Source organism: Oceanicaulis sp. UBA6590, assembly GCF_002433705.1.
Lineage (GTDB): Bacteria > Pseudomonadota > Alphaproteobacteria > Caulobacterales > Maricaulaceae > Oceanicaulis.
The window spans coordinates 9,944-32,910 of sequence record NZ_DJIQ01000028.1; the positions used below are offsets into that span (position 1 = coordinate 9,944).

A 22,967-nucleotide genomic window follows, 5' to 3' on the forward strand; every position below is an offset into this window, starting at 1 on the left:
TCGAACAGGTGGGCTATCTTCAGGCGACCCGGACCGGCGATCAGGTCGAGATCGACTATGACGTGGACAATAACGGGCGGGGGCCAGGCAACCATCAGACGCTGACCCTCAACGCAGACGGCATCCCGTTAAGCTGGACCATCGAAGGACATTCGCTGTTCGGCGATCCCGTCCAAGAAACCCTGATCCAGTCCGGCGACACGCTGAGCTGGACAAGCCAGTCCGATAGCGGCTCGATCGAGGTCAGCGAACCCCGTCTCTATATCGCCGCCGATGACAGCCCCTGGAGCGAGGGGATGTATGTCCGCGCCGTGCTGGCGAGCGATGGCGACAGCCTGCCCGTCGCGCCCGCAGGCGAGCTGACGGTGGAGCCTGTCCCGCTCGACGCCCCGATCGAAGGGCTGGAGGACGCCACGGTCTATCGCCTGACCGGGCTCAATCTCGACGCCAGCTATGTGGTGATGGACTCAGATCTCCGCCTGATCGCCAACCTGTCGGGCATGACCATTCTTGAGGAGTACGCGGACCTGGCGCCGCAACTGGCCCGGTTGCGCTCGGACTTCGATGTGCAGCATCAGGAAGCGCTGCAGGAGCAGCTGGCCCATCGGTTCGACACGCCGGTGGTGATCCGCAATGTGCGCCTGTTCGATCCGGAGGCTGGCGCGCTGACGGGCCTGTCCGCCGTCACGGTGTTCGAGGGAGAGATTGTCGGCGTGCAGCCGGATGACGCCGCCTGGATCGGCGAGGACCATCAGCTCATCGATGGCGAAGGCGGCGTTCTGGTTCCCGGCCTTCATGACATGCACGCCCATATCAGCACCGCCACCGGGCTGCGCTATCTCTCCGCGGGCGTCACCAGCGTGCGCGATATGGGCAATGATCCCGAAGGACTGATCCGCCTCATCAATCGCATTGATGCGGGCGAACTGGCCGGGCCGCGCACCGTCCGCAACGGCATGCTGGAAGGCCGCTCCCCCTATTCGGTGCGCACCGGCATCATCGCCGACACGCTGGACAATGCGCTGGATGCGGTGCGCTGGTACGCCAGCCACGGCTATTGGCAGGTGAAGATCTACAACTCCCTGCCCGGCGACTGGATCGCGCCCGTCATCGCCGAAGCCCATGCCTGGGGTCTTGGCGTGACGGGCCATGTCCCCGCCTTCGTGACGCCCGATTACGCCATCGAGGCCGGGTATGACGACATCTCCCACATCAATCAGCTGATGCTGGGCTGGTTGCTGGAAGCCGACGAAGACACACGCACCCCGATCCGCCTGACCGGCATGCGCCGCGCAGCGACGCTCGACCTTCAGAGCGACAAGGTCCAGCACACGGTTGATCTGATGGTCGAGCATGGCACGGCGCTCGATACGACCGCGGTCACGCTCGAACTATTGATGCTCAGCCGGTCGGGCGAGTTCCCGAGCGCCGCGGCCGGCCATGCCGATCACATGCCCATCGGCTTTCAGCGCAATCGCCGCCGCGCCTTCGTGACCATAGACAGCGACGAGACTGATGCGGAATACCGCAACGGTTTCCAGAGCCTTCTCGATACGATGAAGCTTCTGGACGAGCGCGGCGTGCAGCTGCTGCCCGGAACGGATTCCGCCTATGGCTTCCCCGCCCTGCGCGAGGTGGAGCTTTATGTTGAGGCGGGCCTCAGCCCGGCGCGAGCGCTGGCGCTGGCGACGCTGGAAGCGGAACGCTATCTGGGCCGCGACGCCTGGCTGGGCAGCATCGAGATCGGCAAAAGAGCGGACTTCTTCCTGATCCCGAACGATCCGCTGGAAGACATCTCCAACATTCGCGAGATCCGCCTCGTGATGAAGGATGGCGTCGCCTATCTGCCCGCCGAGATCCATCGCGCCCTTGGCATCCAGCCCTTCGCGGAGCCTGTCACCTTGCCGGGAGCGACCCAGTGAGAGTGATCGGACAGGATTTCGTGCGCGAACACCTCACCTATGAGGAAACGATCGCGCTGATGCATGAAGGCATGATCGCTCTGTCGCGCGGACAGAGCATCCAGCCCCTGCGCTCGATCCTGCGCATGGCCGACAGCCGGATGTTCGGTGTGATGCCCGGCGCCATGGGAGCCTCGGATGCCTTCGGGGCCAAGCTGGTCAGCGTCTTTCCCGGCAATGCCGACCGGGGCCGCCAATCCCATCAGGGCGGCATCTTGATGTTCAACCCTGAAACCGGCGAACCAACGGCGCTGGTGCATGCCGGAGAGGTCACCTCCATCCGGACAGGCGCGGCCAGTGCGGCGGCGACGAACGCCATGGCGCGCCACGACGCCGAACGCCTGACCGTGGTCGGTTATGGCGAACAGGCCGCCTCCCACGTCCTCGCCATCTCCAAGGTGCGTGCGCTCAAACAGGTGATCATCACAGGCCGCAATATCGACAAGGCCCAGGCGCTGGCGGACACGCTGCGCGGACGGACAGGGCTGGACCTCAAGGCCAGCGACGACATCCGCGCCTCGGTCGAACAGGCTGATATCATCTGCACGGTCACCGCCTCTCAAACCCCGGTGGTGAAGGGCGCCTGGGTGTCGCCCGGCGCCCATATCAACATTGTCGGCTCAAGCTATGCCGGCCCCGTCGAGGTCGATGAGGATCTGGTGGCGCAAAGCTACTTCGTCGCCGACCACCGCGAGGGCGTGCTGGCGCAGGGGGCGGAATTCCTGAACGCCAGGGCGTCCGGGCGCATCAGTGACGCCCATGTGGTTGGGGAAATCGGCGAGGTCTATGACGGCCAGCTCTGCGGCCGTCCTGACAGCGATACGATCACCGCCTACAAATCGCTCGGCCATATCGTCCAGGACCTGGTGTGTGGCCGCTATCTCGAAATGAAAGCGCAAGAACTGGGCGTGCCTGCACAACCTTTCTAGGGCCGCGCAGGCTGCCGCCTCAGTCCTCCGCGGTCAGGAAGGCGCGCACCGCCTCGCCCAGAAGCGCGCGGTTCTCTTCACCGACAAAGACGGAATGACCGGCCGGGAAGTAGGCGGCGGTCAGCCTGTCTGCGGGTATGCCGGCCTGCTCAAGCGCGTAGCGCCCACCGAAGGCCGGGGTGGAGAGGTCATAGATTCCGGCTGCCCAGAACACCCGCAACCGGGGATCATTGTCCATCGCCGTCGCGATATAGGGAATGGCCGGCCGCCAGCCCTGATGATCCCACGCCGCATTCACCTCGAGATTGAGCGCGCGATAGGGCCGCTCCGGATCAAATCCCAACACTTCGTCGTAATAGGCCTCGACGATCGAGGGATAGGCCGCTGCGTCAAAGCTGAAGGCGGGCTCGCCTTCGGGCTCTGAAGGCTCACCGGGGTGATAACTCAGGCCCGGATCGTCATAGGGCGGACGCTGGGCGGGCGCATCGAGGCGCCGCGTGGCGCGCGCATCCAGCTGCCCCGTGCGCAGGCGCTCATCGGCCAGCAATTCGAACATGAAGTCCTCATTGCTCAGCCGGAGATCCTTTTCGAGGATGTAGTCCGCGGTCAGACCGACAAAGCTGGACAGCGCCTCTGCGATCTCGTCCTCGTCCGCTGTGCTGAGCGCGTCACCTTGAGCCAGCGCAGGCAGATAGCGGGTCCGGGCGTAGGCGACCGCCTCTTCAAAGACATCAGAGCCGCTGCGCCACTCCCGGTCGATCCGGTCATGATACCAGGCCGCCGCACTCATGCTCGGAAAGCTGAGCGCGTAGGAGACGTCGCCCTCCGCCCTGTCAGGGACAAGCGCGAAGAGGAGAATTCCGTCCAGTTCCAGTTCAGGGGCCAGTCGGGCGATCTCCGCGGCGCGCAACGTGCCATAGGACTGTCCCAGCACATAGCGAGGCGAGGTCGTACGGCCATGGCGGTCCAGCCAGCGCTCGATCACCGCCGCCACCGACAGCGCATCCCCTTCCCGGCTCCAGAACTGTGCGCCGTCCTCCTCGGCTTCAGGGATGGAGAAGCCCGTCCCCACCGGATCGATGAAGACGAGATCGGCTGTATCCAGAAGGCTGTCCGGGTTGGGCTGCATATAGGCGGTTTCGCCGTCGCCGAACCGGCGCATGGGCCCGAAAGCGCTCAGATGAAGCGGCGTGGTGGAGGCGCCGGGCCCGCCATTGAACAGAAACAGCACCGGGCGCTCCGCCGGATCGCCTGCGCCCTGCGCCACATAGCTGGTGGTCACAAGCCGGCCCGCCGTTTCACCATCCGGTCCGGACAGCAGATAGGTCTCCACGAGCGCGTCATAGGCGACAGCTTCACCGTGGAAGACGCCTTCATGCGTGGTTTGCGCCGTCTGGCCGAGCTCAATCTGTTGCGCGCAGGCTGTTTCAAGCGAGAGTGCGAGAGTGAGCGCAGCGCTTGCGAGAATGGATCGCTTAAACAGCGTCATGAGAGGTCTCCTTGGTCCAGAGCGGGCGCATCAGATAGACGCCGACGCCCACCACCCCCCACAGGCTCAGCGCCAGATAGGGCCGCCAGTCGGTGGAGACGCCCAGTGCGGTGACGAGCAGCGCCATCACCATGCCCAGCACCGCCCAGATCTGGGTGGCGGCCTTGCCCAGCTTGAAACCGGCGCTTTCATAGAGCTCCGGTCGGGTGCGGACGACCACGATGGATGACAGGCAGGTGGTGCAGAATTTCAGCAAGGTCGGGATATTCACCGCCAGAAAGAGCGGCGCGAGGCTGGTCGGCATGAACAGGCCCAGAATGCAGGCGACGAACATGGTCGCCAGCGCCACATAGGGCGTGCCGAAACGCGGATGCACACGCCCCAACGCCGACGGCAGCGCCCCGCTCTGCCCCATGGCGTAGAGCGAACGGCTGAAGCCCATGGCAAGCGCGTTCAGAGACGTGCCGATCGCCGCGACCGCCGCCAGTGCGACAATGGGTTGAGCGAGATCGCGGCCGACCAGTTCGGCCATGGCGTCGAGGATAGGCGTTTCGCTTGCCGCGAGGCGTTCAACGCCCAGAAGACCCAGCGTCACTCCACCGACCAGGAGGTAGACCACCACGGCCGTACTGATCGCCAGCGCGATGCCGAGCGGAATGTTGCGGCGGCTGTTTCGCACCTCGCCGCCGACTTCCGTCGCCGCTTCGATACCGAAGAACAGCCCCACCAGCAACGGGATGGCGGCGAACACACCGCTCCATCCGCCGCCCAGGAAGGGGCTGAAGGCGTCAGGCTGAACGCCTGTGCCGCCGAACCCGACAAAGATGGCGAAGAACCCCACCAGCACCACCATCAGCGCGGTCTGCACCGTCGCTGCGATCGAGACGCCCAGAATGTTGAGCCCGAACACCAGCACGAACAGGCCCGCCATGGTGAGTTTGGTCGGCAGCGGCACGAGGAAGGACAGGTATCTGACAAGCACCAGCGCCAGGATGAACATGGCGCCCACATTCCCCGCGATCCGCAGCCAGACGATGATGAAGGCGAGCTTTTCGGACACGAAGCGCCGCGGCCATTCATAGGACGCGCCCGACGCGGGCAATGCCGATCCCATGAAGGCGTAGGTGACCGCAATGACGAACATGGGGACCGCGGCCAGCACGACCGAGAGCAGCATGGCCGGGCCGGCCAGCGCGGTGGCCGGGGCGATGACCGAGAAGATCGACACGCCAATCGCCGTGCCCAGGCCCAGCGCAATGACCGGGAAGAGGCCAACGCCTTTCCTCAGCTGATCGTCCTTACTCATTCAGCTCTCCCCATGCGTTTTGTATATCCAGGCCACGGCGCTCAGATCCTGAACGGCGTGCCCCAGCGACTTGTAGACCGTGATCTCCTGATCCGACTGGCGCCCCGGTTTGTCCCCGGCCAGCACCTGACCGATCTCCGGTCCCAGCTGATCTGTGGCGTACTGTCCCGCCTCGACCGCGCGCAGCACCTCGCCGCCATGGGCGATCACATGCGGGCGGTGATCGGGAAACACGGTGGATTTCAGCAATAGGGCGGCGTCCGTTTCCGCCGCCATCGGTCCGGACGATCCGACCAGATTGATATGCGCGCCCGGTTGCACCCAGTCGCCCGACAGCACTGGATCGCGGGCGCCCGTGACGGTGCAAATGACATCCGCCCCCGTGACGGCGGCCTCTGCAGTATTTGCGACTTGAACCGCGACGCCGGTCTGCGCCTCAAGCGCCCTGGCCTGATCGCGGGCCTGATCCGGGTTTCGCGCCCAGAGAACGATGGCCTCAAACGGCCGCACCTTCATCAGCGCCTCGGCATGCGCGCGCGCCTGCGCCCCGGCGCCCAGAAGCGCAAGGCGGCGCGCATCGGGTCTTGCCAGGACATCAGTGGCGAGCGCGCTCATGGCCGCAGTGCGGATGCGCGTGACTGCGCCGCCATCCGCCACACAAACCGGCGCGCCGGTTTCAGCGTCAAACAGGATGACCAGACCCTCATGGGTCTTGCCTTGCTCGGTCTGAAACACGCTGACAAGCTTGGCGCCGAAGCCCAGTTCGCCCAGATTGCCCGGCATCAGGGCGAAGGTCCGCCCCTCGCCCAACCCTATGAAACTGCGCAGCAAAGGATTGTCCGCCCCCGTGGAGAGCGCAATCATCGCGGGGCGCAGCGCAGTCATGCAGCTGGCATAGTCAAGCGTCTCGGCGACCGTCTGAGCATCGAAAAACAGGGGCGCAGTCCTCAAGACAGCGCCTCCAGGACCCGGTCGATATCCGCCTCTGTGTTGAAGACGGAAGGCGAGATGCGAAGCCGGTGACGCGACAGTGACACCTCCACGCCCGCCGCAGCCAGGCGCTCATAAAGCTCGGCGCGCGCGTTTTCACGCGCCCAGCTGATCAGCGGTCCGGTGCTGTCCTCCGCCGTCAGCGGCTCGAAGCCCAGTCGCGGCATTTCACGGCGGGCCTTCTCGATCAGCGGCTGGCGATGCGCCTGAATGGTCTCAACGCCGAGACGGCTGATGTAATCGAGCGACCAGTCCAGATGCGCGACGCCGGTATTTGAGAAGGTGCCCATGGCGAAGAGGCCCGTCGCGTCCTCCCGCGCGCCCGTTTCGAAGGCGACGTCGCCCGGCGCGTCATAGGGGTAGACATGACTGGCGAAACTGGCGAGCTGGTGATAGCCCGCCCAGGGGCGCTGAACCTCAGCGATCAGGTCCTGGCGGATATAGGCGAAGCCCAGGCCCATATCGCCCATCAGCCATTTGAAGCTGGACCCTGCGGCAAAATCGATATTGCTGGCCCGAACGTCAAAGGGAACCGCCCCGATCGCGTGGATCGCGTCCACATAGACCTTCGCGCCATGGGCATGGGCCATTTCGGCGACGGCGGCGAGGTCATGCTGGAAACCGTTGATGGTGGAGATGGCCGACACCGCCACCAGCACCGTGTCATTGGTCATGGCGGCGGCCATGTCCTCAAGATGGATCTGGTGATCCTCGCGGGGACGGATGATGACCACATCCATGCCCGCAGCGCTCAACTCGTTATAAAGATGGAAGGAGCCGAAGAAGTGCAGGGCGTCCGTGACGATGCGTCCGCCGCGTTGCGGCAGACCCAGCGCCTTGACGACCAGCGCCTCGCCCGCCGACGTGCTGGACACATAGGCGACTTCAGACACCTCGGCATTGATCAGCGCCGCATAGCGCGCCAGCACGCTGTCGCGCATCTGGTTCATGCTGTAGCCTTCGGGCTCCCCGCTCATGCTGCGCGACTGCAGGAAGCGCTCTACGGAACGGCGGGCGCCGCGGCTGAAGGGATGGACCGAGCCGGAATTGAGATAGACGCCCTGAATGTCCCCGAACTCGTCATGATCAGGCAGCGCGCCGGTGTTCTTCAGGGTCTTTGCCGCGGCCTTGCCGGCGGCGCTGGCCGCCAAAGGCGCAGCGCCCGCCCCGACCAGGCAGGCGCGACGCGTCAGACGGACACCCTTGTGTGCTGCGTTCATGGTGATCTCCCCGGCCTGGTCTTTGGCGCTGCTCGCTGATGTCCCACAGGATAGGCCAGCTTCCTCCCCTAATTCATGCCAATTCAAGCCCGGCAGATGCCGTGAGCGCATAATGAATGCGCCACACGCTGAATTCGGGAAGAGTTTCGCCATTCAGATGGCTGCGCCTGGCCCGCATAGAGAGGGGCGTCCGCCCGGACTTCAGCCCTCGCATCGGCATAAAAAAGCCGCTCGACCCGGACGATTCGGCAAATCCTTCCGCACACTGCTCGATAGACTGGCGCAAACGTCCCACCGGGGCGGACAAGACGAATGAGGAGACGTTGAATGGCTAATGTGACACAGACGCGTCTGGGGGCGCTTGGCGTGGCGGCGACGAGCCTGGCGCTCCTCGCCGGTTGCGCAGACGCCCTGCAGAACCCGCCCTCCACCGCGCCTGAAACCGAAGCGGGGCCAGACTTTCCAGACATGACCGTCACCCTCATGCCCGGCGGCCTGTCCTCAGAGGCCTTTGTGGATGTGACGGTGGAGATAGACGGCCAGAGCTTTGCGGCGGGCGAGCCCTTCCTGACCTCGCCCGCGATCTTCGCCGGCGTTCTGGGCGCGCCTTATGGAGAGGGCGATGTGGCGCCTGTGGAAGCATCCGACGCAAACGGTCCGATCCCGCTGAGCCGCGATGACAATCCCGCCGATCCCAATAACTTCATCTATTTCCGGCGTTGGCTGGCTGACCGCGACACTGTCGGTCCGATCACGGTGCATTATCGCGCGCCGATCCAGCTGGTCCCGCCGACGCTGGGAGCCGGGCCGCCCTTTGACTTGCGCCTCAATGAGACTGTGGTCACAGGCGCGGGCGTGACTTTCCTGGTGACGCCGGACACCCAGGATCCTTTCGACATCACGATCGACTGGGATCTGAGCGAGATGCCTGAAAACTCAATTGGCGTCTCAAGTTTCGGACGGAACCGAACCGAGCTGAAAGGCCCTCCCGGACAGCTTTCGACCGCCTATTACATGGCGGGACCTGTGGGCCGCTACCCCACGGACGGAGAAGATCACCCGTTCAGCGCCTACTGGATCGGCGAACCTCCCTTTGATCCGGTCGAGACCATGCCCTGGTCCGAAGAGGTCTATGAGGCGCAGCTCGATTTCTTCGGTATCGAGAACCCCGAACCCTACACCTTCATGTCCCGCCCGAACCCCTATCCGGGCGGCGGCGGCGCAGGACTCACCAATTCCTTCATGCTGTCCTATCCTCAGGACACGGCCAATCTCGATGACATCGCGATCACGATCATCCACGAAATGAGCCACAAGTGGATTGGCGGCGTTGCGGGACCGCCCGGAGCCACCTCCTGGTTCTCCGAAGGCATGAACGTCTTCTATACACGTCGGGTGCCGCTGAAGTACGGCCTGTTGAGCCCGGATGCCTTCATCGAGGATGTGAACAAGCACGCTCGGCGCTATTACACAAATGCGATCAATGATTTGCCAAACGATCAGATTCCATATCTGTTCTGGCGCGACACCCGGGTTCGCACCCTGCCCTATGATCGTGGATCCATGTATTTCGCCGGCGAGGATGCGCGCATCCGCGAAGCCAGCCAGGGCGAGCGGAGCATGGATGACATCTTCTTCCAGATCGACGCCATTCGTGAGGCAGGCGAACCCTTTACACCCGAAGTCTGGGAAGACCTCATCGCCGCAGAACTCGGCGATGAGGCTCGAACGCGCTTTCAGGAGATGATGGCGGGGGCAATCCAGATCCCGCCCTCAAACGCATTCGGTCCCTGTTTCACGCGAGAGGAGACGCCGAGCCGCGTCTTCCAGCTTGGCTTTGACGCCGCCACCCTGAGCAGCGAGGACCGCATCGTCTCGGGTCTGATCGAAGGTTCGACCGCTGAAGCGGCCGGACTGCGGAATGGCGACCGTATCCTGGAGCCTGTCGCGCTGGAGGCGGTGCAATCTGATCCAGGCCGGACGCTGACCCTATCGGTGGGACGCGGCGAGGAACAGTTCACCCTGGAATACCTGCCACGCGGCGAACCGACGACGGTCTACACCTGGACCCGCGTTGATAGTGTCGACGAGGACGAGTGTCCGCTCTGAACCGATGACATCCCAGCAGAGAGAACCCCGCGGATATCTGCGGGGTTTTCTTTTGCGCCATACCGATGTCGCACGCCTGTCATCTCAGGCGAAATTTTGCGCGCTTCAATCAGAACAGCGCATAGACCCTCCTCATTTTAACCTCCGGCTCCCCCAGAACGCCTAAATATTTCGCGCCTCATGCATGAAACTGGAATTCAGGACGGACCCAGGTCAGCACAACAATCAAAGGACCGGGTGCAAGCAAAAGCCTAATGGGGAAGCAGTATGAAACGTCACACTCTGAAACGGCTGTATGCGACAAGCGCGCTGGCGACAGCCCTCGTACTGGGCGCCGCGCCCGGCGTTCTGGCGCAAACTGACACCGACAGCGAAGCCGAAGATGCGACTTCAGCCGAAATCATCGTCATCACCGGTTCGCGCATTCGCCGCTCGGTGTCCTCGACGCCTGCGCCGGTCGCGGAGATCGGCGCCCAGACTATCGAGGACCGTGGTTATCTGAGCGCTGCAGACGCGCTCAACGACATTCCCTCCATGGCGCCGCAGCTCAATCAGGCTGACGGCAGCGGCAATTCCAGCGGCTCAGGTCAGCAATACCCGTCTCTGTTCGGTCTGGGTGCCGGCCGCACGCTGAGCCTCGTGAACGGACGCCGCTTCGTGACAACCTCCAGCGGCCTTGGCGATGCGCAGGTTGACGCCAACATCATCCCGACCGGCCTGATCGAACGGGTCGAGATCGTCCAGGGCGGCGGCGCGGCCGTCTATGGCTCTGACGCCATCGCCGGCGTGGTGAACTACATTCTGGTCGATGATTTCGAAGGCCTTGAGATCGACCTGCAATACGGCGACTCCTGGGAGTATAATGATTACGAGCAGCCCGCGATCCGCGTCACCGGCGGCACGAACTTCGCCGATGGCCAGGGCAATATCGCCTTCAATCTGGAATGGTCGGACACCCCGAGCCTGCAGTTCTCGGATCGCCCGCGCTCCAACCTGTCGCGCATCACCCAGGGCAATCCGCTCGACACCGGTCCCAATGACGGCATTCCGTCCGTGCGTGAGCTGATCCCGGCCTATTTCTGGAACTTCAACACCAATGGCGTGATCTACACCACGCCGGCTCCGCCCCCGAACTTCCTGGCGCGCCTGAACGGCAGCCCGATCCAGTTCGGCGCCAATGGCGACGTGATCCCCTATGATCCGGGCAACATTCTGGGCATTCCGTTCGCCGAAGGCGGCGAAGGCTTCCGCTACAGCGATCTGGCCGGTCTTCGCACGGGCGTCGAGCGCCTGGCGGCCAATGTCATCGGCCATTACGACGTCTCTCCGACCCTGCGCCTGACGGGTGAGTTGATGTACTCCTCCACAGAGGCCGAAGAGCGTCCGCAAGGCGCTTCCCGCACCGTGCTGAACAGCGCGGCCAGCGGCTCGGGGCCGATCATGTTCACGATCAACAACCCCTTCCTGACCGACAACGCCATTGCGGCGCTCAGCCAGGTCAATCCCGGCTTCGCCTTCGGCGCGCCCATGTGGATGTCCAAGCATTTTGACGGTCAGCTGTTCCCGGAAAATCGCCAGACCCACACCACCGACACCTGGCGCGCCATGCTGGGCGCCGAAGGCGAGTTCGTGATGGCGGATCGCGACTTCTACTGGACCCTGTCGGGCTCGTACGCCGGCGTCGAGGGCGAGATCCGCTCCTGGGGCGCGAACAACGCCCACATGAACAATGCGCTCAACGCCGTACGGAACGGTTCTGGCGAGATTGTCTGCGCCATCAACGCCGATGCTGACGCCAGCAATGACGATCCGGCCTGTGCGCCGCTCAACCCGTTCGGATTCGGCAATATCTCGGCCGAAGCGCAGAACTATGTGTCGGCCCGAACCGGCCAGGACTTCACCAACCGTCAGTTCGACTTCCTGGCGACCATCGGCAGCACCCTGTTCGATCTGCCTGCCGGTCCGGTGGACTATGTGCTCGCCTATGAGCATCGCTCCGAGGATGCGGAGTTCACCCCGCTTGAGGCCAACCGGCTGGGGCTTGTGGGCACGGGCACTCAGGTCGAACCCCAGGACGGCGACTACAAGACGCACGAAGCCTCCCTCGAACTTCTGGCCCCGCTGGTGGGCGGCGATTTCACCCTGCCTTTCGTGCAGGAACTCGAATTCTCCGGCTCGTTCCGCTATGTGGACAATTCCATCACCGATGCCGAGACCGTCTGGGGCGCGGGCCTGCGCTGGCGGATCAGCGAGGACCTGATGGTGCGGGCGTCCCGCAGCCGGAACTTCCGGGCGCCGACGCTGACCCAGCTGTTTGCGCCGACAAGCGTCGAGCTGAGCAATTCGGGCATCGATCCGTGTGATGCAGACCGCATTGATGGCGGCCCCAATCCGGCCGTACGCCGCGCCAATTGCGAAGCGGAATGGGCCGCAAACCCGAATTATGGCGACCTCGCCAGCTTCCAGAACCCGGCCGAGAACTTCTCGCTCACCTACGTGACCACGGGCGGCAACAGTCAGCTCAAGAACGAGGTGTCCGACACCTGGACCTATGGCTTCGTATTCGAGCCGAGCTTCATTCCGGGTCTGACCCTGACCGTGGACCGGATCGAAATCGACCTCACCGATGGCCTGTCCGCCTTCACCACTGAAGACTTCATGGCGACCTGCTATGACAGCGTGGATCAGCCGGCCGACATCTGCGCCGCCTTTACCCGTCTGGCGGCGGCGGATGGCGCCAGCCCGGCAGGCACGGTGGTGGCCGGCCGCACGACCACGGTGAACGCGGGTGAGATCCGCTATGAGGGCGAGGTCTATTACGCCCAGTACGAGGTTCCGCTCGAGAGCTGGTTCACCAGCTTCGATCCGGGCCAGCTGAGCCTGGGTCTGCAGGCGACCCATACGAGCCTCCTGACCACCTCGGCCACGGGGTCGACCTTCATCCGCACTGACGGCACGGTTGATCAGCCCGAATGGGTGGGCCGGTTTGATGCAGCCTGGACCCGCGGTCCGCTGCGCATGACCTATCAGGCCTACTATCTTGATCAGTCGCTCGCCGCGCCGGGCGCGAATATCGAGAACAATCCCAACCCGGTGCTGGACTCCAACATCACCCATGACATCTCGGGCATCTACCAGCTGACCGAGGATCTGAGCCTGCGGGCCGGCGTCATCAACTTCACTGATGAAGAGCCGTCCTACCCCTCGCTCAGCTATGGCGACATCCTTGGACGTCGCTGGTTCGTCGGCGCCAATTATCGCTTCTAGCTGACAGTGACGGGAGCGCCTCCAGGGGGCGCTCCCGATTGCGCTCTGCGTCTCCGGGACTGTCATCTCCCTGACATGACGCAGGAAACTTTTATGCGGCCCGCTCAGAGGCCGCGCCGCGGATCACATAAAAAAGCCTCCAGCCCTCCGATAGAAAACGGAGGGTGAAGGCCTCGGCGACAGCGGCTGCACATCAGCAGGAAGTACAGACGGCATGGACTATGCGTCGTGGATACGCAGCATGATCGACAGGCTCTCTCGGGAGCCTCGCGACGCCCTGGCGTTGTTTGACAGTGCGGTGCCGGAACCGAAAGCTCTCGTTCAGGAGCTGGTTTCCGAAGCGTTCCGGGAGCCTTTGACCTCGCGCTATGCGAGCGCCTTCATTGGCGGCAATCCGTATACGGTCGCTGCGTTGGCGCGACGCTATGACGTGGCCCGAGAGGCCATCATCTGCACCACCGGGGCGACCGAAGGACTCCACACGGTCTACCGGGCCCTGCTGGAGCCCGGCGATCATGTGCTGGTGGAAACGCCCCGCTTCGAGCTGTTCGACAGTCTGGCGTCGGCCAACCATCTCCAGGTCTCACACTTTTCCCGTCTCGCCCCCCGCTTCACGCTTGATCTTGAGGCGCTCGAAAACGCGCTGACGCCGAAAACCCGCATGATCGTCATCTCCGATCTGCACAATCCTTCAAGTCATCCCGTACCGGAGGCGCAACTTGACGCCCTCGCCCGACTTGCAGAGGCCAAGGGGCTCTGGGTCGTGGTGGACGAGGTCTATCGCGATTATGGCCCGCTCCGGAACCGCACCTCCATCAGCGCGAAGCGTTCGGAGCGCCTCATCACCATCAGCTCGCTGACCAAGATCTACGGGCTGAGCACGCTTCGCTGCGGCTGGATCATCGCGTCCGGCGAGGCGCTTCGGACCCTGCGCCATTACAACGACCACTACGCCTTTGGCGTCTCCAAGCTCGGTCACGCCATGGCGGCTCTGGTGCTGGAACGGAGCGACCGGTTTGATGCTTATGTCCAGGGGCTGTCAGTCGCCGCCAGGCCTGTGATGGATCACCATCTCGGCCGCTGGCGTGATGCAGGCTGGGTCGAGGGCGAACGGCCCGAGCACGGTTGCGTCGCCTTTCTCAAGCTCAGCGACATCGAAGACACCCACGCCTTCTCGGACTGGCTGATGGCGCACAACAACGTCATCGTTGCGCCGGGCGAGCTCTTTGGTCAGGCCGGACATGTGCGGCTGGGCTTCATGCAGGACCCGGCCCAGCTTGAAGACGCCCTGACGCGTTTCGGCGAAGGCCTTGAACTGTATCGAGAGACCCGTCTGCGCAAAGTCGTCTGACGTTCCGCAATCGGTCGGCCGCCCTCAAAGACCGCAGGTGCGCGCCGGCACGCCTTCGACACGCACCCACTGATAGGCGTCCACGGTTTCGCCGCGCGGCGAATACGTGACCGTGAAGGTTTCTTCCCCGCGGCGGATGTCCAGCGTCAAAAGCGCGTCCTGATCACCCTGCAGCGCATCCTGCGGCACCGGGCGGACAATCTCGTCCCCGTTCTGGAGACCGGCTTCAGCCGCCGCTGTCCCTGGTTCCAGTCCACGAATGATGCGGGTGGGTTCGGCCAGAACCGCGGTATCAAAGCCCAGCTCGTAACGTCGCATGGGACGGGTGGTGCGCTCAAAGCAGGGACCGAAGGCGTCCGAGGCCGGAACCGGCATTTCGCCCTCCAGGAAATTGCGGAATTCGGTCACCGCCGCATCCCCCAGCTCCGCTTCCAGGACCTCTTCCCATACGGCATTGGTCAGGGTTTCGCCCGCTTGCGCGCGGCGCAGCATCTCCAGCATCAGGTCATCCAGCGAACGCGCGCCCTCACTGGCCTCGCGCACGGCATGGTCGATGGTGACGAAGTAGAGCATGCCGCGGTCATAGGGCAGCGTCCGGATACGGGTATCGGCCCAGAAGCGCGCGGGCACTTCAGAGTTGGGCGCCGTGGCCATCAGGCTCGTATAATAACGCCCGGCATGGAAGTTCAGGTCTTCAAGAAAGTCTTCCGGGCTCAGCATGCCGAACCGCAAGGGCAGCCGCGCCTGATAGAACACCGCCAGACCTTCGCCGAACCAGGAGGATTCAAGCCCCCCCGGCTCTGCAATGAAGGGCTGGAAGGTGTGGAACATTTCATGGGCCAGCGTGGACTGGAGCGCCGCCACATCGGTGCTGTCCTCCTTGTAGGTCAGCACGAAGGAATGGTGCAGACCCACCCCGCCCCCGCCATTGATCGGGTTGTAGCGGATGAAGACCCCGTAAGTGGGCGTCTCCTCCTGACCGAAGAAACCGGCATAGTCCTCGTAAAGCTCGCCCGCCCAGCCTAGCAGCGCCTGTCCGTCAAAGGGCGGCTCACCCTGCACGACCCCGAAGAAGCCGGTATCCGGGGTCGGTTCGGGCCAGCTATCGAGCGCGCCCGCCATGTAAAAGCTCATGCGCAATTCCTGCCCGCTCATCGGCTGGGAGGCCTCGACCCGGCCTTCCCCGAGCGAGCTGAAGCCGCGCGCGCCTTCCGGCGCCTGACTCATGTCCCAGCTGATCACCGTGTCATAGCGCTCATCGCCCGGCGGCAGGATGACAAAGACATGCCCGGCGGCGGACACCCCTTCACCCTGATTGCTGAAGCCGAAGGGCGGCGCCGGTCCGCGCGGGGGCAGAGTGGCGTCCGCAGGCACGGTATAGCGCACGGTCACCGGGCCTTGCGTGTCACGCCCCGCGATCCATTGCCGGGTCGGACCGCCGCTGACCGCGTCGCGCGCGGCGGTTTCGGGCAGATCGACATCCTCGAAGCTGAGCGGGATCTCGCCCAGATCATCCGCGGCGATGAGCTCATCAAGAACCGTCGCAACTGTGTCCACATTGCTGGCGATGAGGGGCAGGCGGAACAAGGGCTCCCCCGCGCTGACAGAGACGCCTTCAAACACATAGGTCAGTTCGACTGCATCGATGCGGGCGCCCTCCGGCGCCGCGACAGGCGCTAGGGTCAATTCCAGGGACCGCCCCGCCCCTTCAAGCCTCGGCGTGGATGGGGCGGCGTCACAACCTGTCAGAGCCAGGGCTGCAACGCCCGACAACAATCCGTATCCAAGCTTCATGTGCTGACCTTCCATGCTGGGGGACAGTCTAGCCTCCAGCACGGAAAAATCCTTGCGATTGCACCGGGCAAAGCCCGCCTGAACGCATAATCCCCCCGGCGCGGAGGCCGGGGGGATCAGCGGAACGCAGACGCGCCAGGGTCGGCGGAGTTAGAAGCTGGTCTCCCAGCTCAGCAGACCGTTCGTGCCGGCGAAGAAGAGCACCATCGCCACCGAGGCGATGATCACAACACTCCACAGCTTGGCGAACCAGCTCTGGGCGCTGGTCCACACCACGAAGGCGTTCCAGACCGTCGCCGCCAGCGCAAGATACAACAGGAACTGCGCGGCGATGGCGATGTAGAGCTGGCTGATGAAGCCCGAACCCAAGCCCGTCAGGTTCGCGAACATGGTCTGGAAGGTCAGCCCCCAGATCAGCAGAAAGGCGAAGACCAGCACAATGCCGCCGCGAGCGGCGCGATAGGCCAGCGCCTCCCGCCCCGTCAGCGGGAAGGCCCGCTTGTAGCGCCAGCGCACGATCGCGCGGACCGGCCAGAGCGCCAATGTCGACAGAAGCGCCAGGATCGCCAGAATCAGGACCGGGGTGACCAGTGAAGCCGTGCGCCACCAGGGCGCAGGGATCAGATGCATGATCGGAGAGACCGGCTCGAAGGTCACATACTCGACCTGACCGTCCTCATCGAGAACGGCGGCCATGCGTTCATACCCGCCCACATGTCGCCAGACGAACGGCTCGACCTCTCGCCAGACCACGGGTGGGCCGAACAGCGGAAAGACCAGATCGCCGTCGGCGTTCTGCGAGATTGTCGATTGACCGGCAAAGCGCAAGATCGCGGCGAAATTGGTCTCGATGGTGCGCGAGCTCTCATAGGTCCCGGCGACCAGCGCGCCGTGCTCCATCGCCGTATCCAGGCGCGGCCCGACCGGCTGGGTGACTTCGGGGAAATAGCGTTCCTCGAACCGCGTGGTCACGGCGAAGCGCAGCGCCCCCGCTTCACCGGCCGGCCCGGTGCTGTTCACCGTGACATAGATGCCCACGCCGTCATCAAGCATGACGTTGAGGTCGGAGTGGAAGAAATTGGTGTCGCCGCCATGCCCGCGAATGCGCAAATCGCCCTTGTCGAGCTGCCAGAAGCCCAGCGCCATCGCGTTCAAGGGGGGCGTCAGCGGGTAGAGCGTCTCGTACATCTGCTCCCAGGTTTCCGCCGACATGACCTCGGGATTGCGCTCGAGCAGCGCAATCATGAACCGGCCCATGGCCTCGCCGCTCGCGGCGACCGATCCGGCGGGCGACATGGGCACCAGCTCGTAATACTGGGCCACGCCATCAGATGCGCTGGCATACCCATTGACCATGAAAGGCTCGAACTCGGCCGGCAGAGGCTGGCGGAAGGTCGCCCGCTCCATGCCCATGGGGGCGAAGACATGCTCGTCCACATAGTCCTCAAAGCCCTGCCCCGTGACGCGTTGAACGATATAGCCTGCGAGCGCCGTACCGTAATTGGAATAGCCCGGCGTTTCACGCGGCGGGAAGATCCGTGAGGGCGGCGGCGCCTGTTTGAGAAACTCCTCCAGCGACAGGTTGAGCGCAGGATCCCCGATGATCAGGTTGTAAAGCCGTTCCTGGAAACCGGCCGTATGGGTCATCAGGTTTCGCATGGTGATCGGTGCGTCGAATGCGTCGGGAATCTCGAAATCGAGATAGGTGTTCACATCCGCGTCGAGATCGATCCGCCCCGCTTCCACCTGCTGCATGACCGCGATCCAGGTAAAGAGCTTTGAGATGGAGCCCGGCCTGAACATGTCTCCAGACCCGTCCACCGGCGTGCGCGCCTCGAGGTCGGAGTACCCGAAGCCCCGGGCCGTCAGGATCTCGCCATCCTTCACCACCACAACCTGAGCGCCGACAATATCGGCCACGCTCATGGCATTGGGCATGAAGCCGTCCAGCCAGGCGTCCACATCGGTGCGGGTCAGACTGGCCGGCCCCTGCGAGACAGGCTCTGGCGTTTCAACACGCGGAACCGGGCTGTCGAGCGGTTGCGGATCGGCCCCGCCCTCCTGCGCCAGCGCGGTGGCGCAACTGAGCGCCAGCACCAGGCTTCCAAGCCATTTCATGTGCGTTCTCAAAGACATCAACGCCTCCCGACATTTCAGGTGAAAGCTCATGGGGCGCCGCCCTGGAGCAGGGTGAACAGACCCACGCCGGCGAAATTGCCCAGCACATAGCCAAGAATCCCCGTGAGGATTCCGGGCGCGACCAGGTTTCGCCATTTGAAAAGAATTGCGATCGCCGCCGCGATGGGCGGGCCGGCGATACAGGCCAGAGAGGCGGTGACCATCTCGGCATAGTTCAACTTCAACAACCGCCCGACGGCCAGGACCGCAAGGGCATGCACCACGAAGATGCAGCCCACCATCACGAACATGCCCGGCGCGGCCTGCAGCATCTCGCCCAGATCCGCCCCGGCGCCGATTATGGCGAAGAACAGATACATGAACATCATCGCCAGCACGTCCTCGCCCTTCAGTCCTGCGAGCACTGAGCGACCGAGTGTTGCAAGGACGGTCACGATCACCGTCAGGACCAGCATCTCGTAATTGGCGATGCCCAGCGCGGTTGAAACGGCGCCGCTGACCGCAACAGCCGCCGCTGAAACCGCAAGCGCGGACAGAAGACCGAACAGGCTGGCGCCGCCGGCGTCTGCGTCCTCTACGGGAAGGAGGCGTTCGCCAAGCCAGTCCGCCCGCCAGCCATACCAGCGCTGGAAAAGGCTCCAGCCCGCAGCAAGATTGAGCAGGAGGATGAAGCCGACGCCGAAGATATTGTCGATGGCGAGCGCAGCCGAGAGCTGGGAGCTGTCCTGCAGGCCCACCGCCTCCGCCACGGCGACGAAATTGAGGGAGCCGCCGGTATAGGTGGCGGCGAACACGCCGGCGATCCGGGCTTCATTGACGCCCAGATCAACGATCAGCGCCGCGAGCGCCGCACCGGCGATCGTGCCCGCCATCCCGGCCAGGAACGCGATCAGGACGCGCCCGCCTTCGGTGAAGACCTTGATCAGGTCCGCCTTGAGCAGAAACAGCGCGATCGCCAGAGGCACCAGATAGGTCCAGATCGTTCCATAGAGCGGCGCGCTTCTGGGAATGACGCCGAACTGCGCCGCGAGCAGCGCCGTCAGCAGGATGATCCCTGCTCCGGAGATGCGGCGTCCCCAGGCTGTGCGTTCCAGACCCGCGGCCAATGCGCATATGCCCAGAAGCGCCGCCATGAGACCGAAGATGTTCTCCGCTCCGATCATGAGGCCGCACTCCCACGCTCACGCGCGAACAGGCAGGGGGGGTGCAGGGTCACGCACACCCCCAGAAATTCCGGGTCGGCGCCTCGACCAGACCCTCATGATAGCGCATGGCCGGCGCAGTATCGGATTTGAGATTGAGCGGTCCGTCCAGATCGACGAAGTCGCAGAGCTGGGCGATGACAAAGGCTGGCGCCATGGACAGGGATGTGCCCAGCATATTGCCCACCATCAGGCCCTTGCCCGCCGCCCGCGCCTCGCGCGCCAGCAGGAGCGCTTCCGTCAGCCCGCCTGTCTTGTCGAGCTTGATATTGATCATGTCATAGCGGCCCAGAGCCTGAGCCAGCTCGCCGCGATGCAGGCAGCTTTCATCCGCGCACAGGGGGATCGGGGACTTGAACCCTTCCAGCGCCGCGTCATCGCCGCGCGGCAAGGGCTGCTCCACCATGGCCACCCCCAGCGCCGCAAAGGGCTCGAGCACGGACTGCAGCATGTCGAATGTGAAGCCCTGATTGGCGTCTATGATGATCTGGACATCCGGGCGCGCCTTGCGCACCGCCATGACCCTCTCTACCGGATCCACGCCGTCGAGCTTGATCTTGATGAGCTTGAAATCCCGAGCGCGTGTGGCCTGTGCGGCCATGAGATCGGGCTGCTTCTGAATGCCCAGCGTGTACGCCGTCCGGCACGGCTGAGGGCGGATGTCCGCCATGTCCCAGACCGATTGACCGGTGCTCTTGGCCTCCAGGTCCCACAAGGCGCAATCAACCGCGTTGCGCGCCCCGCCGGCCGGCATCAGATCCAGCAGCCCTTCCCGGGTGATCCCGGCCTCGATCTCGGCTCGCACCGCCTCGATCTGGTCCAGCATTTCGACGGCGCTTTCCTGAAGATAGTAGACCGGCACGCCCTCTCCCGATCCGCAGACGCCCTCACGCTCCAGGGTCACGACCACAGCCTCGAGACTGTCAAAGACATGCCCCGTGATGACGAAAGGCGCCGTCATGGGCCAGCTTGTGCGATGCACGCTCAAACGCATGGGGAAGTCCTATTCTTCAAGCAGTTTGTCGACGATGCGGGCCGTGCCGTCCCGGATCGGATCGGCGACCGGAAGGCCCGTCTCGCGTTCATAGCGGGTAAAGAGCTCGCGCCGCTCGGCATCGGAGAGCGAGGAGCTGTTCACCGACAGCCCCACAAAGCGCGCTTTGGGATTCACCCGGCGGGCGAAGGTCAGGCATTGCTCGATGGCTTCCGGGATCGGCAGGATCGGAAATTCCTGACGGTCCTGAGCGCCCAGCAGATAGGTGCGCGACGGGTCGTGACAGAGCACCAGCGCATCAGGCTGTGCGCCGTGAAGCAGGCCCAGACTGACCCCGGCGAAGCTGGGATGAGACAAGGCGCCCTGACCTTCGATGACGTCCCAATGGTCCGACGCAGCCGCCGGCGAGAGCATCTCGGCGGCGCCGGACAGGAAGTCGGACACCACGCAATCCATGGGCACGCCCGTTCCGGCGATCATGATGCCGGTCTGTCCGGTGGCGCGGAAATCGGCGTCGAGTCCGCGCCGACGCATTTCCTGTTCAATCGCCAGGGCGGTGTACTTCTTGCCGACGGCGCAATCGGTGCCCACGGTCAGAAGTCGCTTGCCCGGGCGCTTTGTCCCGACCCCGATCGGAATGGTCTTTGGCGGCGTCCGCACATCGATCAGCCGCGCGCCGGACGCGCGCGCCGCCATGGCGATTTCCGGAAAATCTGACAGGCGCACATGCATGCCGGACACGACATCGAGACCGGCGCGCGCCGCTTCGGCCAGATCCTTCACCCAGGCGCGCGGAATTGAGCCGCCCTCGGAGGCGACGCCGATTATGATCGAGCCCAGCCCCTGGGCGGCCGCCTCGGTCACGCTCATATCGCGCAGACCGCCATCGACCTGGCATCCGGCAGCGCGCAACTGCCCAGCGCAGAGCTCGCGTCGCCACTGGATCAGGCCGAGACCTGTCTTGGCGTGACCGTAATCGCGGACATCCCCGAAATAGATCAGATAGGGAGGCTTGAGCTGGACCGCCCTGAGCCCGTCCGGGGCGACGGCTTCGCCGTGGAGTTCGTCATGACTGGCGAGAGACACGGGGTTCCTCCGTAACTGGATTGTCAGACGCTGCGATCCTGAAAATGCCGAGCGTCAGCAATGGCGCGACGACCACTGCGATGAAGGCGTAAGAAAGGGCGCCATAGCCGCCCGCGATGAGGTCGATGATCCCGACGGCCTCGGCCAGGAAAATCGCGATGGCGAGAAATCCGGTGGCGAGCACGAAGCGCGCCCATTGGGGGAGACGGCGTCCGCTGGCCTTGAGCGCGATGGCGACGCGTTCGTTGATGGCGTGGATGATCCCGACCCCGGTTTCAACGAAGGTGCCGAAGAGAACGATCTGGAAGGCCGCCGCGAGCCAGACCGCATTGAGCGAGCCCAGAAGGACCACCACCGGAACCGCTTCGGTCTCGATGCCGGGAAACCGGGCCAGCATGGCGATGAAGACAAGAACGCCGGGCAATATGCTGACCGCCCCGGCGATAGCGCCGGACGTCACCGCTTCCCGCCGCGTCTTCAGGTTCGGAAGGACGAACAGGACGGCGGCGAATGCGACCAGATTGTAAGCGGCGTAGCGCACGCCATCGAGCACCCAGTTGCCCTCGGCGCTCGCGCCTGAAAGGGCGGAGGCTATGGCCTCGCCCTGGGAAACGCTGACCCAGACAAAGAACACGCCGTACAGGCTGAACAGCAGCACGGACCACCAGGTCATGACCTTCGCGATCGCGCCGCCTCCGAAAAAGGCGAGGACGCCAATGGTCAACAGCAATCCCAGCGCGCCAACCACGGTGGGCGCCCCGAAAGCGGTGGCGATCATCTGCCCGGCGGCGGAGCCCAGCACCGACAGGACCAGCAGGGCGATCAGAAGATACAGGATTTCAAACAGACGCCAGAACGGCCCCAGCAGAGCCGAGAAGAAAGTCTTGTAGTCATAGCCCTTGAACACCCGGGCGAACTCGAAGCCGACAGCGAGCAGCACGGCCCAGGTCAACGCCGTCACGCCAAAGCCCAGCAAGCCGCCAAGCGCGCCATGAGACAGGAAGTATTCCGCGATTTCCCGTCCCGTGCCGTAGCCGCCGCCAATAATGACGGACTGGAACACCAGGCCTGGCAAAAGGTAGGTCTTGAAAATGGAGGTCATGTCATTCGCTAACGCATTCATGTCTGGA

At 64.1% G+C, this 22,967-nt stretch carries 15 protein-coding genes; 5 read left to right on the top strand and 10 right to left on the bottom strand.

Features of this window, described 5'->3' with window-relative positions:
* Both B2Z70_RS06335 and B2Z70_RS06340 read left to right on the top strand, forming a co-directional pair.
* Nucleotides 1–1,922, top strand: a 1,922-nt coding sequence (locus tag B2Z70_RS06335; RefSeq protein WP_292982031.1) for an amidohydrolase family protein, incomplete at its 5' end; no start/stop codon positions are given.
* The gene (locus B2Z70_RS06340; protein WP_292982032.1) at nt 1,919–2,890 is read left to right on the top strand and encodes an ornithine cyclodeaminase family protein; all 972 of its coding nucleotides are present in this window, start codon (nt 1,919–1,921) and stop codon (nt 2,888–2,890) included. The genes B2Z70_RS06335 and B2Z70_RS06340, both read left to right, overlap by 4 nt.
* A gap of 19 nt (nt 2,891–2,909) precedes the next feature.
* Here B2Z70_RS06340 and B2Z70_RS06345 read toward each other — a convergent pair whose 3' ends face one another.
* From B2Z70_RS06345 to B2Z70_RS06360, 4 genes are read right to left on the bottom strand one after another with little or no spacing between them, the layout of a single operon-like run.
* On the bottom strand, nt 2,910–4,379 hold the full coding sequence (locus B2Z70_RS06345; protein WP_292982033.1) for a S10 family serine carboxypeptidase-like protein: 1,470 nt from the start codon (nt 4,377–4,379) through the stop codon (nt 2,910–2,912).
* Nucleotides 4,366–5,685 (bottom strand): APC family permease, encoded by a 1,320-nt coding sequence (locus B2Z70_RS06350; RefSeq protein ID WP_292982034.1) that lies wholly within the window; start codon nt 5,683–5,685, stop codon nt 4,366–4,368. The genes B2Z70_RS06345 and B2Z70_RS06350 overlap by 14 nt, the downstream gene beginning before the upstream one ends.
* Nucleotides 5,686–6,636 (bottom strand): ornithine cyclodeaminase family protein, encoded by a 951-nt coding sequence (locus B2Z70_RS06355; protein ID WP_292982035.1) that lies wholly within the window; start codon nt 6,634–6,636, stop codon nt 5,686–5,688. It lies immediately after the preceding gene.
* Complete coding sequence (locus B2Z70_RS06360) at nt 6,633–7,895, bottom strand: aminotransferase class V-fold PLP-dependent enzyme (RefSeq protein ID WP_292982036.1); 1,263 nt, start codon at nt 7,893–7,895, stop codon at nt 6,633–6,635. Before B2Z70_RS06360 ends, B2Z70_RS06355 begins: the two co-directional genes overlap by 4 nt.
* Nucleotides 7,896–8,222: 327 nt before the next feature.
* Here B2Z70_RS06360 and B2Z70_RS06365 point away from each other — a divergent pair, with 327 nt between their 5' ends.
* From B2Z70_RS06365 to B2Z70_RS06375, 3 genes are all read left to right on the top strand, one after another.
* On the top strand, nt 8,223–10,004 hold the full coding sequence (locus tag B2Z70_RS06365; RefSeq protein ID WP_292982037.1) for a M61 metallopeptidase family protein: 1,782 nt from the start codon (nt 8,223–8,225) through the stop codon (nt 10,002–10,004).
* 267 nt (nt 10,005–10,271) lie between these two features.
* Nucleotides 10,272–13,271 carry a TonB-dependent receptor domain-containing protein gene (locus B2Z70_RS06370; RefSeq protein WP_292982038.1) on the top strand — a complete coding sequence of 1,000 codons (3,000 nt, stop codon included), beginning with the start codon at nt 10,272–10,274 and terminating at the stop codon, nt 13,269–13,271.
* 241 nt (nt 13,272–13,512) lie between these two features.
* Complete coding sequence (locus tag B2Z70_RS06375; RefSeq protein WP_292982039.1) at nt 13,513–14,622, top strand: pyridoxal phosphate-dependent aminotransferase; 1,110 nt, start codon at nt 13,513–13,515, stop codon at nt 14,620–14,622.
* Between the two features lie 24 nt (nt 14,623–14,646).
* Here the strand turns inward: B2Z70_RS06375 and B2Z70_RS06380 are convergent, their stop codons facing one another.
* From B2Z70_RS06380 to B2Z70_RS06405, 6 genes are all read right to left on the bottom strand, one after another.
* Nucleotides 14,647–16,416 carry a M61 metallopeptidase family protein gene (locus B2Z70_RS06380; protein ID WP_292982040.1) on the bottom strand — a complete coding sequence of 590 codons (1,770 nt, stop codon included), beginning with the start codon at nt 16,414–16,416 and terminating at the stop codon, nt 14,647–14,649.
* Between the two features lie 150 nt (nt 16,417–16,566).
* Nucleotides 16,567–18,534, bottom strand: a complete 1,968-nt coding sequence (locus tag B2Z70_RS06385) for a serine hydrolase domain-containing protein (protein ID WP_292982041.1) — start codon at nt 18,532–18,534, stop codon at nt 16,567–16,569.
* Nucleotides 18,535–18,581: 47 nt separating this feature from the next.
* The gene (locus tag B2Z70_RS06390; RefSeq protein ID WP_292982042.1) at nt 18,582–19,718 is read right to left on the bottom strand and encodes a DUF819 family protein; all 1,137 of its coding nucleotides are present in this window, start codon (nt 19,716–19,718) and stop codon (nt 18,582–18,584) included.
* Between the two features lie 49 nt (nt 19,719–19,767).
* A complete protein-coding gene (dgcA, locus tag B2Z70_RS06395) occupies nt 19,768–20,751 on the bottom strand; it encodes an N-acetyl-D-Glu racemase DgcA (protein WP_040612491.1) in 984 nt (327 codons plus the stop codon).
* 9 nt (nt 20,752–20,760) lie between these two features.
* Nucleotides 20,761–21,837: an N-acetyltransferase DgcN family protein gene (locus B2Z70_RS06400; RefSeq protein ID WP_292982043.1), complete on the bottom strand. Its 1,077-nt coding sequence runs from the start codon at nt 21,835–21,837 to the stop codon at nt 20,761–20,763.
* Nucleotides 21,818–22,939, bottom strand: coding sequence for a YkvI family membrane protein (locus B2Z70_RS06405; RefSeq protein ID WP_292982044.1), 1,122 nt, complete (start codon nt 22,937–22,939; stop codon nt 21,818–21,820). Before B2Z70_RS06405 ends, B2Z70_RS06400 begins: the two co-directional genes overlap by 20 nt.
* Nucleotides 22,940–22,967 lie beyond the last annotated feature (28 nt).